We start from the raw sequence: 14,892 nt of genomic DNA, 5'->3' as shown, positions 1-14,892 counted from the left end.
TTAATATACGTAGCAAACTACTTCGCCACCTACGTTTTGCGCTTTGGCTTCCTTGTCGGTCATAACACCTTTGGAAGTGGAGATGATCGCTACACCCAGACCGTTCTTGATTCGCTTGAAATCTTCGGGTTTGGAGTATTGACGCAGACCGGGACGGGAAATCCGCTGCAGGTCGGTGATAGCCGGAACCTTGGTCTGGGGATCGTATTTCAGAGCGATCTTGATGATGCCCTGTTTGTTGTCTTCCTCGAATTTGTACTTCAGGATATAACCTTTGTCGTACAGGATCTCGGTAATGCGTTTCTTCAGTTTGGAAGCTGGAATTTCCACGATCCGGTGGTTTGCCATTTGGGCATTGCGGACGCGTGTCAGAAAATCTGCTATTGGATCAGTAACCATTGTTAGTTAAAGTTGTAAATGTGTACAATGCGATATCCAATCGATATAGATAGGAATCAAAAAAACTTGTCGGAGCTGCCGGTAAAAATTACCAGGAAGCTTTTCTTACGCCAGGGATTTTGCCTGCCAGTGCCATGTCGCGGAACATGTTACGGCAAATGCCGAACTGACGCATGTAACCTTTCGGACGACCGGTCAGCTGGCAACGGTTGTGCAGGCGAACGGGAGAAGCGTTTTTAGGCAGTTTGTCGAGCGCTGCGTAATCACCTTCAGCTTTCAGCTGGGCGCGTTTTTCAGCGAACTTAGCCACCATGGCTTCTCTCTTTCTTTGTCTGGCTTTTACGGATTCTTTTGCCATGTGTTATTATTGTTGATCTTTTTTGATGTTCTTGAACGGCATACCCATTTCTTTCAGGAGCTCGTAAGCTTCTTCGTTGGTTTGGGCGGTAGTAACGAACGTGATGTCCATACCAGTGATTTTGGTCACCTTGTCGATGTCGATTTCCGGGAAGATGATCTGCTCGGTAATACCCATGGTATAGTTACCGCGGCCGTCGAAAGCCTTCTCGTTCACACCCTTGAAGTCGCGTACGCGGGGGAGGGAAACGGCGATCAGGCGATCGAGGAATTCGTACATGTTCACGCCGCGCAGGGTTACACGCGCACCGATGGGCATGTGCTTACGCAGTTTGAAGTTGGAGATGTCTTTCTTAGACAGGGTAGCGATGGCTTTCTGACCTGCGATGCGGGTCATTTCGTCTACCGCAACATCTACCAGTTTCTTGTCACCCACAGCACCGTTGATACCCTGGTTCAGGCAGATCTTGGTCAGGCGGGGAACCTGCATCACGCTTTTATAGTTGAATTTCTTTTGCAGCGTAGCTACCACTTCGTTGCGGTATTTAGCCTGCAGTCTGGGTTGATATGATGTGTTTGCCATTATTTGATTACCTCCCCTGATTTTTTAGCGATACGAACTACTTTACCATTTTCTCTCTGGCGGTTTACGCGCGTAGCTTTACCAGCCTTAGCATCCCACAACATTACGTTGGAAAGGGAAATGGGAGCCTCCTGCTTAACGATACCACCCTTGGTGTTCTGCGCAGTCGGTTTCGTGTGCTTGGTGATGATGTTCACGCCTTCTACCAGCACTTTAGGATTGGTGGCATCTACGATGACTTCCAACACCTTGCGCGCTTTGGTACGGTCCTTGTCCTCACCGGAAATTACCACAACCAGGTCGCCTTTCTTAATGTTGAACTTAGGCTTAAATCTAGTTTTCATCTGTTTGTTTGTTTATACGCCAAGCAAAACTTGGGTCTCGCTTGATTAAAATATATGTCGTTTTATGAAACGGGCTGCAAAGATATGCAAAGATTTCGGATACTGAATCCAGTTATTCACATAAAGCGCGTCACTATATATAACCCACTTATGCCCAACAACTTTGATCCTGTATCCGAAATCCTATGTCGACTCCTTAAAGCACTTCAGGTGCCAGGGAGATGATCTTCATGTATCCTTTATCGCGAAGCTCACGGGCAACCGGACCGAATATACGGGTACCGCGCGGCTCGTCAGAGTTATTCAGCAATACTACGGCGTTGTCGTCGAAGCGGATGTAAGAACCGTCGCGGCGACGGAGTTTCTTCTTCGTTCTTACAATAACAGCTTTGGTTACGGTACCTTTTTTCATACCGCCACCGGGGATGGCGTCCTTCACGGTCACCACAATCTTGTCGCCCACACCTGCGTAGTCCTGGCCGGAGTTGCCGAGTACGCGGATGCAGAGCACTTCTTTGGCGCCACTGTTATCTGCTACGTTCAGCCTTGATTCTTGTTGTATCATCGTAATGCGTTTGTAATTGTTTTAGCAGCGGCTGCAGGGCCATGATCGGTTTCCGGCAGCTTGAAACAAATAATAATTATTTTACTTTTTCGATCACTTCCACCATGCGCCAGCATTTGTTTTTGGACATCGGGCGGGTTTCCATGATACGAACAGTGTCACCAATGCTGCACTCGTTTTTATCGTCGTGCGCCATGAATTTGGTGGTTTTCTTTACGAACTTACCGTAGATCGGGTGTTTTACCTTACGTTCAACGTTCACGGTAATGGTTTTATCCATTTTGTTGCTGGATACAACCCCGATCCTGGTTTTTCTTAATTTTCTTTCGGTCGTCATTGTTGAAAGTTTATTTACTTCCTTACCGCCTTCCGGCGGAAATGGTGAATGCTAATGTTTAGAATCCCAGTTGTCTTCTACGCAGTTCAGTTTGAATGCGGGCGAGCTCTCTTCTCATGAAGCGGATCTGCATGGGATTTTCGATCGGCGTTACCGCGTGGCTGAACGTGATCTTTTTCAGGCGCAGGGCTTCTTCAGACAGTTTGTCTTTCAAATCCTGATCGCTCAGGCCTTTAAGATCCAGTTTTGCTTTAGGCATCGTTATTTATTTTGTTTCTGGTTATCAGGTTTAATTATACTCGGTGGAGTCCTCTCCTATTACGCAACGTAGTCGCGACGGATAACGAATTTCACCTTGATCGGAAGCTTCTGTGCTGCCAGTTCCATCGCTTCTTTGGCTACCTGTAAGGGTACACCGTCAGCTTCGAACAGGATGCGACCGGGCTTCACAACGGCCGCCCAATGGTCGGGCGCACCTTTACCTTTACCCATCCTCACTTCCAGCGGTTTTGCCGTGATCGGCTTGTCGGGGAAAATACGGATCCACACGTTACCTTCACGTTTCATGTGACGGGTCAAAGCCACACGGGCAGCTTCGATCTGACGGTCAGTGATCCATTTAGGTTCCAATGCTTTAAGGCCGAATGAACCGAAAGAAAGCAGCGCACCGCGTTTCGCGTTCCCTTTGATGCGGCCTTTTTGCATCTTCCTGTGTTTCGTTCTCTTGGGCTGTAACATCGTTTATGTTGTTAAAAAGTTGTTGTTAATGAAATATCCAAAGTTCAGCTTACTTGCGAGGGCCACGGTCACCACCTCTTCTTTCGCCGCCACGACCACCACGGTCGCCACGATCACCGCCACGGCCGCCGCGATCACCACGGTCACCGCCCGGACGTCCGCCTTCAGCCTTATCGGAGATGGCGTTCGGGTTGAGGTCGCGCTTACCCAGCACTTCACCTTTACAAATCCAAACTTTGATACCGATCTTACCGTAAACGGTCAGCGCGAAGAGGGAAGCGTAGTCGATGTCCATGCGGTAAGTGTGCAGGGGAACGCGGCCTTGCTTCATTTCTTCGGAACGTGCGATTTCAGCACCACCGAGGCGGCCGCCTACTTTCACCTTGATACCTTCTGCACCCATGCGCAGTGCGGTAGCAATCGCCATTTTGATGGCGCGTTTATAGTTGATACGGCTTTCGATCTGTTTGGCGATAGTTTCAGCTACGATAGTGGCGTCGATCTCGGGGCGACGGATCTCCAGGATGTTGATCTGTACGTCTTCCTTACCGGTCAGCTTTTTCAGCTCTTCCTTGATGCGATCCACTTCGTTACCGCCTTTACCTATGATGATACCAGGTTTGGAGGTATGAATGGTAATGATAAGCTTACCCAGGGTACGCTCGATCACTACGCGGGAGATACCACCCTTGTTGATACGTGCGTTGAGGTAAGTTCTGATCTTGTTATCTTCGATCAGTTTAACAGCATAATCTTTTTTGCTGCCATACCAATTAGAGTCCCATCCTCTGATGATACCTAACCTGTTACCAATAGGATTTGTTTTCTGACCCATGTTCTGGTTTTATTTGTCTATGAGTTTAAATATATTTTTCCTACAGTTTGCTTAACCTTGTTGAACCGGACGGCTATCAACAGCCAGTGTTACGTGGTTGCTGCGTTTGCGGATACGGTACCCTCTTCCCTGGGGAGCGGGGCGCATTCTTTTCAGCATACGGCCGCCGTCAACGAAGATCGTTTTAACGTACAGGTTAGCATCTTCTACCCGTGCTCCTTCATTCTTCACTTTCCAGTTAGCCACAGCGGAGAGCAACAGTTTCTCCAGCGGAGTGCTCGGGTGTTTGGGATGGAATTTCAAAATATTCAAAGCTTTCTCTACATCCAGGCCGCGGATCAGGTCTGCAAGCAAACGCATTTTGCGGGTGGAGGTAGGATTATTGTTCAGCTTAGCTACTGCTTCCATTGTTATTTGTTTCTGAGTGATGTTAAGTTTCTTGTTTCAGCGTCCGGTCCTGTCTGTTTCCTTCGTCCTTTCGAGAATCTCCTTTAGCCGGAACCGAAAACGGGAAACCTTAAAACCGATGACTACATTTTCTTGTTAGCGTGCCCTTTGAAGTTGCGGGTAGGGGCGAATTCGCCCAGTTTATGACCTACCATGAACTCAGTTACGTAAACCGGGATGAACTTGTTACCGTTGTGAACGGCAAAAGTGTGACCCACGAAGTCAGGCGTAATCGTAGAACGGCGGCTCCAGGTTTTGATCACCGTGCGTTTGGTGCCTTCGTTCTGCTTGAGAACCTTGTTTTCTAATTTAATGTCTACGTAAGGACCTTTTTTAATGGAACGACCCATGTTGTTAGTTTATTTACCATCCCCGTTCCGCTGTTACGCGGAACGGGAACGCGTTAGACGTTATTAAAGTTTTTTACCGTTTTTGCGGCTGATGATCAGCTTGTCGGAGCTCTTATGCGGCTTCCTCGTTTTCAGGCCTTTGGCGTATTTACCAGTTCTGGAACGGGGGTGACCACCGGAGGACTTACCTTCACCACCACCCATCGGGTGATCTACGGGGTTCATCGCTACACCACGGTTGCGGGGCTTGATACCTCTCCAACGGTTGGCACCAGCCTTACCGATGGATTGCAGACCGTGATCGGAGTTCGAAACGGTACCCACGGTAGCCATGCAGGTGTTCAGTACCTTGCGCAGCTCGCCGGAGGGCATTTTCAATACGGCATATTTTTCTTCCTTGTTGCTCAGCTGGGCGTATGCACCTGCGGAACGCGCGATGGCTCCACCTTTACCGGGCTGCAGTTCGATGTTGTGAACTACGGTACCCAGGGGCATATTCTTCAGCGGCAGTGCGTTCCCTACTTCAGGAGCGGAATCAGCGCCGCTTACTACGGTAGCGCCAACCTGCAGGCCCTGGGGAGCGATGATGTAACGTTTTTCGCCGTCTGCATAGTTCAGCAGCGCGATGAACGCGGTACGGTTCGGATCGTACTCGATCGTTTTTACAGTTGCGGGAATACCGGTCTTGTCGCGTTTGAAGTCAACAACACGGTATTGTTTCTTGTGCCCGCCGCCGATGTAACGCATGGATCTACGGCCTTGTGCGTTTCTACCGCCGGTCCTTTTTGCCGGAGCCAGGAGGCTCTTTTCAGGCGTGTCGGAGGTCAGCTCTGCGTAGGCATTACCAATTTTCCAACGGGTACCGGCTGTAATCGGTTTGTATTTTTTCAGTGCCATTTCTACTTAATTCTAAGATTTAATAGACTATTGTTTAATTGATCTGTATATACATCCAGGTTAACGGCTTACGCCGCTAACGGCACTGGTATATTATATGTTAGCATACAGATCGATGGATTCTCCTTCTGCCAGCGTGATTACCGCTTTCTTGTAGGAAGGCTTGCGGCCGGAGATAAAACCGGCTTTGGTAAAACGGGTTTTGTTTTTGCCCGGCATTACCATGGTGTTCACTTCTGCTACCGTCACACCGTAAAAATCTTCCACAGCTTTCTTGATCTCCAGTTTGTTGGCTTTCTTGTCAACAATGAAGTAGAAGCGGTTGAACTTTTCGGTTGCTTTGTTCACCTTCTCAGTGATCACCGGTTTAATTAAAACATCAGACAGTTTCATCTGTTAGTTATTTTATAGTTCGCCGGACTGAAACCGGCCTTGTTGATTGAATTGATTAAGCTTCTACTACAGTCTCGTCTTCAGCGAAGATTTTGGCTGCGCTCTCCGTCAACACCAGGAAGTTGGAGTTCATGATTTCGTAAGTGTTCACGTCGCTCAGCACGGTGGAATCCACAGTGGGGATGTTGCGCAGTGACAGGTATACGTTATCGTTGTACTCGGGCAGCACCACGAGGGTTTTCTTGCCGTCAACGTTGATGTTCAGGTTGGAGAGAATGCTCTTGAACTGTTTGGTTTTAGGAGCGTCCAGCTGCAGGTCTTCCACGATAATGATGGAGCCGGCTTTCGCTTTCACGGACAGGGCGGAGATTTTCGCCAGGTCCTTCACCTTACGGTTCAGTTTGATGTCGTAGCCGTGGGGCTTGGGACCGAAGATGGTACCACCGCCTTTATACAGCGGGTTACGGATGTTACCTTTACGGGAACCGCCGGTACCTTTTTGCTTGTGCAGCTTGCGGGAAGCACCTTTCACCTCGGCACGGGTTTTTACCTTGTGGGTACCCTGACGCTGAGCGGCGAGGTACTGTTTAACCGCGAGGTAAATCACGTGATTGTTCGGCTCCACGCCAAAGATCTCCTCAGGGAGTTCGATGGTACGGCCGGTTTTCTTACCTTCTATATTTAAAATATCGAGTTGCATGTTACTTCTGGATTAAAACGATTGAACCATTGTGGCCGGGAACGGAACCACTTACCAGGATATAATTTTTCTCAGGGAAAATCTTAACGATTTTCAGACCTTTCACTTTCACGCGTTCAGCACCCATCTGACCTGCCATGCGCATGCCTTTGAATACACGGGAAGGATAGGAAGAACCACCTACGGAACCCGGAGCACGCTGACGGTCGTGCTGACCGTGGGTCTTTTCACCCACACCGGAGAACCCGTGACGTTTAACAACGCCCTGGAAACCTTTACCTTTGGAAGTACCTACAACGTCAATTTTCTCACCTTCAGCGAAAATATCGCAGGTGAGCGTCTCTCCGAGGGCTTTAGCCACGGCAGCATCCGGATTGCGGAACTCGGTAACGTAACGTTTAGGGGAGGTTTGTGCTTTCGCGAAGTGATTTTGTTCAGCTTTGGGAGTGTTTTTGGCTTTCTTTTCGCCAAATGCAACCTGAACAGCGTTGTACCCATCAGTTTCCTGGGATTTCACCTGGGTAACCACGCAGGGACCGGCTTCGATGATGGTAACGGCGGTCTGTTTGCCGTTGGCCTCGAAGATGCTGGTCATGCCAATCTTTTTACCAATAATACCTTTCATTTGTTATATAATTTAGCCCAGCGCCTGAGGGATCTCTAGCTATCCTCAGGATGAGCGGTTTAAATGCTATTGGGCGGCTACCCGGAAGGCGTAGCCTGTATTTAATGATGTCGTCATAAAATACCTCAGGCGGGCGTAAAGCCCACCCTTGCTGAGGTCCCTTCTATTCCTACGCTTTGATCTCCACTTCAACACCAGACGGCAGATCGAGCTTGCTCAGCGCATCTACGGTTCTGGAAGAAGATGTGTAAATATCCAACAGGCGCTTGTGGGTGCACAGTTGGAATTGCTCACGCGCCTTTTTGTTCACGTGCGGAGAACGCAGCACCGTAAAGATTTTCTTCTCGGTCGGTAAAGGAATTGGACCTGTTACCACGGCGCCCGTATTGCGAACGGTTTTAACGATCTTCTCGGCAGATTTATCTACCAGGTTGTGATCGTAGGACTTCAGCTTGATTCTAATTCTCTGAGACATATGCAATGAACTTCTTCTATTATTACCCCTCAATTTGGGAGGGCAAAGGTAATCAAGTTTTTTATCCCCACAAATAATTTTTCAGGATATTTTCCCCCAATCATTGACTTTTTCGACGCCATTCCCTAGTTTTAGTCGGCCGGCTCCTTTTGCCCAGCCTCCCACCATCCAAATAATACGCTTATACCCAATCCATTACACCCGTCAATTCTACTTTCATATGCACCTCCGCCTCCTCATAGCTTTTTTTCTCCTCTCCCTCCCGATTTTTGCCCAATCCCACCTCCCCGACTCCACTTACGACCGCGAAAAAGAACTCGACGCCCTCCAGGCCGACGAACTCCCCGAATTCCCCGGTGGCCCCGAAAAAATGGGACTGTGGATCAACTATCACCTGAAAATCCCCTACATCCCCCTCCGGAACGACACCACCGTTACCGTCAACGTTCATTTCACCGTACAACCCGACGGCAAACTCTCCGATATCACCATCCAGCAACCCGGGTTCCGGAACCTCGACAAAGCCGTCATTGACGCCTTCACCGCCATGCCCACCTGGAAACCCGGCTACCTCGGCGAACGCGCCGTTCCCGTCCGGTTCTCCCTCCCCCTCGCCCTCCATCTCGGCAACACCCTCCGCAAACCCTACGACGTTCCCACTCCGGATGTAACCACCATGCCGCAGTTCAACGGCGGCGGCAAAGCACTCGCCTACTTCATCCGGAAAAACCTCAAATACCCCGATGAAGCCCGCGCCGCAGGAATCGAAGGAGTTGTCACCGTAGAATTTACCGTATTATATAATGGCGTAGTAGCCAATGCATTCACAGCAGGGAACGCCCTGGGGTACGGACTGGAAGAAGAAGCGATACGCATCGTGGAGAAAATGCCCCGCTGGAAGCCCGCCGTACTCGACGGCAAGCCCACCACCGCCAAACACAAAATCCTCGTCCGCTTCGAGCTCCCGAAATAAGGAGGATAAAAAAGACAAAAGGGCCAGCTGCAGGGCTTCTGCCGCCGGCCCCTTGCAATGGGGTTGGATTATATCGACTTTCAGGGGGTGTATTCCTGCTATTTCGCCATTTTCGTCTCCCGGATCGTTTGGCGCGCCTTTGCACTGGGCAGATAAATCTGGAATCCCAGGTTCAGCCCTACGTTATGCGCCGTCACCGAACTACCGAAGCCTACCGTCAGGTTGTATTTCAGCAAGGCTTCCAGCGCGATGTTGGGCGTGATGAAATAAGCCAGACCAGGCCCGAAACCAAGGCCAAGACCATTGGTATTTGTGCTCGCCACATTGCTCGCTTTGGTATTTACACCATTAAAGCCTGCGTTGGCTTCCAGGAACCAGCGGGTTTTATTCAATAATTCGATCCGTTTGTCTTTAATGTAATAACGCCCGAACGCCCCGATCCCGTAATTGAAACGGGTAGATCCGTTGCCGGTCAACAAACCGAGGTTCACTTCGGGGCCGATCGCGATATCGTCTTTAATGAACCATCCTGCCTTGGGCGTCAGATTCAGGCTGAACGTGCTCCCTCCGTCCTGAAACGTGCCGCCGATGTTGGCGAGGTTGGCGCCCACAAGGATGTTTCCTTTCTGTGTTTGCGCATTTGCATTGATACTCAGGAACATGCCGGCGAGGGCAACTGCCAGGTAGCCAATTTTCTTCATATGGGATGTGTTTTGATGAAATGCTTGCTTGCCTATATGATTTCGCGGTGGGGATAAACAGGATATGGTTGATTATGAATACAATAAACATAAACTTAACATCCCGATTAAGAAAAGGTTGAAATGTGTCGGGATTTTTTTTGACTGGCAGACAATTTGCACCCCTTTCTCCAGTTCTTCTAAAAAACCAGGTCTATGAAAACTTCCTTCCCGGCCCTGCTGCTATTACTTTTAATTACCGCTTCGGGCGGATGCGGTAAAAAGAGCACCCCCAATCCCGCAGACCCGCCCGAAGATCCGGACTGGCCGGCCGATAAAGTCCGCGTAGTCGTCGCTTCCGGCATCGGGCGCCCATGGGAAATTCTCTGGGGACCAGATAATTTCATCTGGATGACCGAACGCGGCGGCCGTATTTGCCGCGTAAACCCCAAAACGGGACAGGTGCTGCCGCTCCTCACCCTGCCCGACATCGTAGCCAACGGCGAAGGAGGGCTCCTGGGCATGGCGCTCCATCCCTATTTCAACAATTCCCCTTTCGTTTACCTGTCTTATAACTATGGATCGCCCTATCGTGAAAAGGTAGTGCGATACGAATACCGCAACAACACCCTTGCTTCGCCCCTCGTCCTGCTCGACAATATACCTGCGGCCGGCATCCACAATGGTTCCCGGGTACGGTTCGGGCCAGACGGCATGCTGTATGTCACTACCGGCGATGCCGCCAACGGAAGCGCGGCACAAAACACGGCTTCCCTCAGCGGCAAGGTGCTCCGCCTGCGGCCCGACGGATCGGTCCCGGCGGATAACCCGGTACCGAACAGCCCGTTGTGGAGCCTGGGACACCGCAATCCACAAGGCCTGGTATTCGCCGGCACCACCCTGTACACCTCCGAACATGGCGCCAATACGGAAGATGAGGTCAATATCATCGAAAAAAACCGGAATTACGGGTGGCCCGATGTGCAGGGCCCCTGCAACGGCGGCGAACTGGACTTCTGCAATGCCAACAACGTCAAACCGCCAATCTGGTCTACCGGCAACAGTACTTACGCCGTCAGTGGCATGGATTTCTACAACCACGACCGCATTCCCGCCTGGAAAAATTCCCTGCTCCTCGTCAGCCTCAAAAACGCGACGCTTTACCAGCTGAAACTTTCGTCCAACGGGCAAAGCGTCACATCAACAACAAACTGGTTCGCCAACCGGTACGGCCGGCTCCGCGACATCTGCGTGTCGCCGAACGGGCGGGTCTACATCTGTACCGATGCCGATCCGGGGCGCATCATCGAGATCAGCGATCCCGGTTAGGAAGCGGGCATGGTACCGGCGGGAAGATCGCCCTCGCTGATCCGGCGCCAGGCGCAACCGTGGAGGATGAGGGCAAGGTGGGTACGGTCCATCGAGACGCAAATCCACCCCATGTAGGGGATGTTGTCGCGGGTGAACTGGAAACCGATGTATTTCCGGTTGGCGCTTAGCCAATCGCCCGTCCAAACGGTATCGTTAGGTCTGGCGGCGGGGATGTGGGCTTCCACGAGGTAGGATTCCATCCCTTTCCAGTCGCGCGGGTGCGGCGCGATGGATTTGATGACTTCGTTCTGTTGCAGGCAAATCGTCGAATCCACTTTCACCAACAACTTTGTGCTATTGATCCCGGCGGCGAAGAATTTGCCGGTTGTGCCGGTGGCATCTCCGGTGACGCCGAGGGCGAGATAGACGTTGTGGGTACCGTCGAGGTCGATGTCGAGATGATAGGATTGGAGGTTTTTCACCTGAACGTCGCCGAGGGAGCGGTACTTGATGGAATTGGACGGGGCGGGGTCGCAGTTTTTCTTTTTCGAGCAGGCAAAAAGCATGGTCATGGCCACAAAAGCTGTGGCCAGCAGGGGTTTTGAATGCATAATCAGTGGTTTGAAGGGGTTTAATTAAGCCGGCATGTTGAGCGAACAACAGTCCGGATATATGACGGGGGATGGGCGTGATATGTTACAGCGGCGGCTGATCCGGCGTTTGGGGCGGCTCAGGTGGGAAAAAAGATGGATGAAATGGACGAGGTAGTGGATGAAAAAAGCCCCCCGGAATACCGGAGGGCGTTTTTTTCTTATTTCTATCTATCAACTTGTGGCTGATTAGGCATTCACTTTACCTTTTACCTTCGCGATCACCTCTTCGGCGATGTTGTTCGGTGCGGGGTTGTAGTGAGAGAACTCCATGATGGAAGTTGCGCGGCCGGAAGACAGGGAGCGGAGTTGGGTTACATAACCGAACATTTCGCTCAGGGGCACTTTCGCCTTGATAACCTGTGCACCATTGCGGGATTCCATACCTTCCAGCATACCACGACGGCGGTTGAGGTCACCGGTTACATCGCCCATGTACTGGTCGGGGGTGGTAACTTCCACTTTCATGATGGGTTCGAGCAGAACCGGTTTCGCTTTACGGCCGGCTTCACGGAAGGCGGATTTGGCGCAAAGCTCGAAGGACATTGCGTCGGAGTCCACTGCGTGGAAGGAGCCGTCGAACAGGCGAACTTTCAGGGAAGTCAGGGGGAAGTTAGCGAGAACGCCATTGTTCATGGATTGCTCGAAACCTTTCTGAATTGCCGGAATGAACTCTTTCGGAACGGAACCACCGAAGATATCGTTGATGAACTGGAAGGACTTACCGTCGTTTTCTTTCAGCCATTCTGCGTCTGCGGGTCCGATTTCCACCTGGATGTCGGCGAATTTACCACGACCACCGGTTTGTTTCTTGTACACTTCGCGGTGTTCAACCTTGTTGGTGAACGCTTCTTTGTAAGCTACCTGGGGAGCGCCCTGGTTAACTTCCACTTTGAATTCGCGGCGCATACGGTCTACGATGATCTCCAGGTGGAGCTCACCCATACCGCTCAGTACGGTTTGGCCGGTTTCTTCGTCGGTTTTAGCTCTCAGCGTGGGATCTTCTTCCACGAGCTTGGCGATAGCCATACCCATTTTATCGACGTCTGCCTGTGTTTTAGGCTCGATGGCGATGTGGATTACGGGCTCGGGGAAAGACATCGATTCGAGAACGATCGGATGGTTTTCCGCGCAGAGGGTGTCACCGGTTTTGATATCTTTAAAACCTACAGCAGCGCCGATATCGCCGGCTTCGATGAAGTCGATCGGGTTCTGCTTGTTGGCGTGCATCTGCATGATACGGCTGATACGCTCGTTTTTGCCGGTGCGGGTGTTCAGCACATAGGAACCTGCGTCCAGATGGCCGGAATATACCCGGAAGAATGCCAGGCGGCCTACGAACGGATCGGTAGCGATCTTGAACGCGAGGGCAGCGAAGGGTTCTTTAGCGGAGGGAGCGCGCTTGATTTCCTCACCATTTTCGGGGTCGGTACCGGTTACGGCTTCAACGTCCATGGGAGAAGGAAGGTAGCGGCAAACGCCGTCGAGCATTTTCTGAACACCTTTGTTTTTGAAGGAAGAACCGCACATCATGGGGATGATAGCCATGTCGATAGTGGCTTTGCGGATCGCTTCGTGGATTTCGGCTTCGGAGATGGAGTTAGGATCTTCGAAGAATTTTTCCATGAGGGTGTCATCGTATTCAGCAACAGCTTCTACGAGTTTAGCTCTCCATTCTTCGGCTTCTTCCTTCATATCTGCCGGGATTTCGATTTCCTGGTAGGTAGCGCCTTTACCGGCTTCGTCCCAGATGATGCCTTTCATGGTGATCAGGTCAACCACGCCTTTGAAGTTATCTTCAGCGCCGATGGGCAGGGTCAGGGGAACGGGGTTTGCGCCGAGCATTTCCTTCACCTGTTTAACCACGTTCAGGAAGTCTGCACCGGAGCGGTCCATTTTGTTAACGAAACCGATACGGGGTACGCGGTATTTGTTTGCCTGGCGCCAAACCGTTTCGGATTGGGGCTCAACACCGGATACGGCGCAGAACAGGGCAACCAGACCGTCGAGTACGCGCAGGGAGCGTTCTACTTCCACGGTGAAGTCCACGTGGCCCGGGGTATCGATGATATTAAATTTATACTGTTTGGTATCCGGCAGGTTCTGGCCCTGATTGGTAGGGAAGTTCCAGAAACAGGTGGTAGCAGCAGATGTAATGGTAATACCTCTCTCCTGCTCCTGGGCCATCCAGTCCATGGTAGCGGCTCCTTCGTGAACCTCACCGATTTTGTGAGTCTTACCTGTGTAATACAGGATACGCTCTGTGGTAGTGGTCTTACCGGCATCGATGTGCGCCGCAATACCAAAGTTTCTTTGAAATCTTAAGTCTGCCATAAAAGTAAAATGACTATAAGTAATGCAATTTGGGGGGCAAAGGTAATCTTTTTCTATCAATAAATAAAGCGGTCTGATTTTGTCAAATTGTTAAAAACGTCCTTCCCGTCCAATCCCGCCGCTTATCCGGCCAAAACCGCCAAAAATGAAACGGATTCCGCTAGTCCGTTCACCGGGACAATTTTTTTCTAGTTTTACGTTGTCGAAAGCTGAAGAGACCCCATTGTCCTCTAAAAATGAACCGTTTATACAGTAACCGTTTCCCCGGGCCCCAAAGCCGGGGGGATAGCAGCATGGCATCACAGACCGCAAAATGAAGGGCCCTCGTCAACCAGATCGCTCAATGCTCCGTTACCGGTATTTCCTGTAACCATTTTACCCCGTTTTCCAGAACCATCATATAACCATTGTTTTATGAAGCATATTTCTACCAAGCACCTATTGCTTGCCATGTTCCTGGCCATTTCCTGGCTGCCTGCCCGTTCGCAGCTGGTACTGGTCAGACAGGTGGCCGCCTCCTCGGGAGGGTCCGGCATCATCGGCGGTATACAGTTCGATTACACCATCGGGGAAGCCGTTATTACCCCGCTGGCCGCGGGGCCCATCCTGCTCACACAGGGTTTCCAGCAGCCGGAAATCGTACCGCCCCTGGCTCCGGGAAGCAATCCCATCCTGGATTTCTCCCTCTACCCCAACCCGGCCCTCACCACCTTCAAGGTACAGTTCAGCCTCCTGAACAATGCCACCGTCACTTTCCTGCTCATGAACACCGCCGGACAGGTCATGTACCAGGACGTGCGCAATTACGCACCGGGTAAGGTCGTCATTCCCACTTCCGTTGACAAGCTGGCATCCGGTATTTATACCGTCATCCTGAAGGTCAACCAGTTCGTATTCAC

General features: G+C 51.0%; 22 protein-coding genes. 3 read left to right on the top strand and 19 right to left on the bottom strand.

Translation table 11 applies throughout. The features are described 5' to 3' along the window. The 16 genes from rpsH to rpsJ all read right to left on the bottom strand — a co-directional run bounded on the left by rpsH (position 1) and on the right by rpsJ (position 8,045). Entirely contained in the window at positions 1-399 is a 399-nt protein-coding gene (gene rpsH, locus ACQKLP_RS18590; protein ID WP_126246780.1) for a 30S ribosomal protein S8, read from the bottom strand. Between the two features lie 88 nt (positions 400-487). Beyond that, entirely contained in the window at positions 488-757 is a 270-nt protein-coding gene (gene rpsN, locus ACQKLP_RS18585; RefSeq protein ID WP_126246779.1) for a 30S ribosomal protein S14, read from the bottom strand. A 6-nt stretch (positions 758-763) separates the two neighbouring features. After that, the gene (rplE, locus tag ACQKLP_RS18580) at positions 764-1,339 is read right to left on the bottom strand and encodes a 50S ribosomal protein L5 (RefSeq protein WP_427324378.1); all 576 of its coding nucleotides are present in this window, start codon (positions 1,337-1,339) and stop codon (positions 764-766) included. Continuing rightward, a complete protein-coding gene (rplX, locus tag ACQKLP_RS18575; RefSeq protein ID WP_126246777.1) occupies positions 1,339-1,683 on the bottom strand; it encodes a 50S ribosomal protein L24 in 345 nt (114 codons plus the stop codon). The genes rplE and rplX overlap by 1 nt, the downstream gene beginning before the upstream one ends. Positions 1,684-1,879: 196 nt before the next feature. Beyond that, complete coding sequence (gene rplN / locus ACQKLP_RS18570) at positions 1,880-2,248, bottom strand: 50S ribosomal protein L14 (protein WP_109698268.1); 369 nt, start codon at positions 2,246-2,248, stop codon at positions 1,880-1,882. Positions 2,249-2,324: 76 nt separating this feature from the next. Then, entirely contained in the window at positions 2,325-2,585 is a 261-nt protein-coding gene (rpsQ, locus tag ACQKLP_RS18565) for a 30S ribosomal protein S17 (RefSeq protein WP_109698267.1), read from the bottom strand. 58 nt (positions 2,586-2,643) lie between these two features. Further along, complete coding sequence (gene rpmC / locus ACQKLP_RS18560; protein WP_126246776.1) at positions 2,644-2,844, bottom strand: 50S ribosomal protein L29; 201 nt, start codon at positions 2,842-2,844, stop codon at positions 2,644-2,646. A gap of 59 nt (positions 2,845-2,903) precedes the next feature. After that, positions 2,904-3,323, bottom strand: coding sequence for a 50S ribosomal protein L16 (gene rplP, locus ACQKLP_RS18555; protein ID WP_126246775.1), 420 nt, complete (start codon positions 3,321-3,323; stop codon positions 2,904-2,906). A gap of 49 nt (positions 3,324-3,372) precedes the next feature. Beyond that, a complete protein-coding gene (rpsC, locus tag ACQKLP_RS18550; protein WP_341841132.1) occupies positions 3,373-4,158 on the bottom strand; it encodes a 30S ribosomal protein S3 in 786 nt (261 codons plus the stop codon). A gap of 51 nt (positions 4,159-4,209) precedes the next feature. Continuing rightward, positions 4,210-4,566, bottom strand: coding sequence for a 50S ribosomal protein L22 (rplV, locus tag ACQKLP_RS18545; RefSeq protein ID WP_126246773.1), 357 nt, complete (start codon positions 4,564-4,566; stop codon positions 4,210-4,212). 122 nt (positions 4,567-4,688) lie between these two features. Further along, positions 4,689-4,955 carry a 30S ribosomal protein S19 gene (rpsS, locus tag ACQKLP_RS18540; RefSeq protein ID WP_126246772.1) on the bottom strand — a complete coding sequence of 89 codons (267 nt, stop codon included), beginning with the start codon at positions 4,953-4,955 and terminating at the stop codon, positions 4,689-4,691. 63 nt (positions 4,956-5,018) lie between these two features. After that, entirely contained in the window at positions 5,019-5,852 is an 834-nt protein-coding gene (gene rplB / locus ACQKLP_RS18535; protein ID WP_427324376.1) for a 50S ribosomal protein L2, read from the bottom strand. A 93-nt stretch (positions 5,853-5,945) separates the two neighbouring features. Continuing rightward, the gene (rplW, locus tag ACQKLP_RS18530; RefSeq protein ID WP_126246770.1) at positions 5,946-6,245 is read right to left on the bottom strand and encodes a 50S ribosomal protein L23; all 300 of its coding nucleotides are present in this window, start codon (positions 6,243-6,245) and stop codon (positions 5,946-5,948) included. Between the two features lie 55 nt (positions 6,246-6,300). Beyond that, a complete protein-coding gene (gene rplD / locus ACQKLP_RS18525) occupies positions 6,301-6,945 on the bottom strand; it encodes a 50S ribosomal protein L4 (RefSeq protein WP_341841133.1) in 645 nt (214 codons plus the stop codon). A gap of 1 nt (position 6,946) precedes the next feature. Next, entirely contained in the window at positions 6,947-7,570 is a 624-nt protein-coding gene (gene rplC / locus ACQKLP_RS18520; RefSeq protein ID WP_126246768.1) for a 50S ribosomal protein L3, read from the bottom strand. Between the two features lie 169 nt (positions 7,571-7,739). Beyond that, positions 7,740-8,045 (bottom strand): 30S ribosomal protein S10, encoded by a 306-nt coding sequence (rpsJ, locus tag ACQKLP_RS18515; protein WP_012789286.1) that lies wholly within the window; start codon positions 8,043-8,045, stop codon positions 7,740-7,742. 220 nt (positions 8,046-8,265) lie between these two features. Here rpsJ and ACQKLP_RS18510 point away from each other — a divergent pair, with 220 nt between their 5' ends. Continuing rightward, positions 8,266-9,018 (top strand): energy transducer TonB, encoded by a 753-nt coding sequence (locus ACQKLP_RS18510; RefSeq protein WP_427324375.1) that lies wholly within the window; start codon positions 8,266-8,268, stop codon positions 9,016-9,018. A gap of 98 nt (positions 9,019-9,116) precedes the next feature. Here ACQKLP_RS18510 and ACQKLP_RS18505 read toward each other — a convergent pair whose 3' ends face one another. Beyond that, entirely contained in the window at positions 9,117-9,719 is a 603-nt protein-coding gene (locus tag ACQKLP_RS18505; protein ID WP_341841135.1) for an outer membrane beta-barrel protein, read from the bottom strand. A gap of 195 nt (positions 9,720-9,914) precedes the next feature. Here ACQKLP_RS18505 and ACQKLP_RS18500 point away from each other — a divergent pair, with 195 nt between their 5' ends. Beyond that, a complete protein-coding gene (locus ACQKLP_RS18500) occupies positions 9,915-11,027 on the top strand; it encodes a PQQ-dependent sugar dehydrogenase (RefSeq protein WP_427324374.1) in 1,113 nt (370 codons plus the stop codon). Here ACQKLP_RS18500 and ACQKLP_RS18495 read toward each other — a convergent pair. Further along, positions 11,024-11,620, bottom strand: coding sequence for a hypothetical protein (locus ACQKLP_RS18495; RefSeq protein WP_427324372.1), 597 nt, complete (start codon positions 11,618-11,620; stop codon positions 11,024-11,026). The genes ACQKLP_RS18500 and ACQKLP_RS18495 overlap by 4 nt on opposite strands. Before the next feature lie 228 nt (positions 11,621-11,848). Then, positions 11,849-13,993, bottom strand: a complete 2,145-nt coding sequence (gene fusA / locus ACQKLP_RS18490) for an elongation factor G (protein WP_427324371.1) — start codon at positions 13,991-13,993, stop codon at positions 11,849-11,851. A 414-nt stretch (positions 13,994-14,407) separates the two neighbouring features. Between fusA and ACQKLP_RS18485 the strand changes: the two genes are divergently transcribed. Then, positions 14,408-14,892: T9SS type A sorting domain-containing protein (locus tag ACQKLP_RS18485; RefSeq protein WP_427324370.1), on the top strand; the 485-nt coding region annotated here is incomplete at its 3' end.

The organism is Chitinophaga sp. NPDC101104 (assembly GCF_050277495.1).
In the GTDB taxonomy this organism is placed as follows: domain Bacteria; phylum Bacteroidota; class Bacteroidia; order Chitinophagales; family Chitinophagaceae; genus Chitinophaga.
Note: the sequence above shows the minus strand (reverse complement) of the source record. Positions and strands in the feature narration are given on the sequence as shown.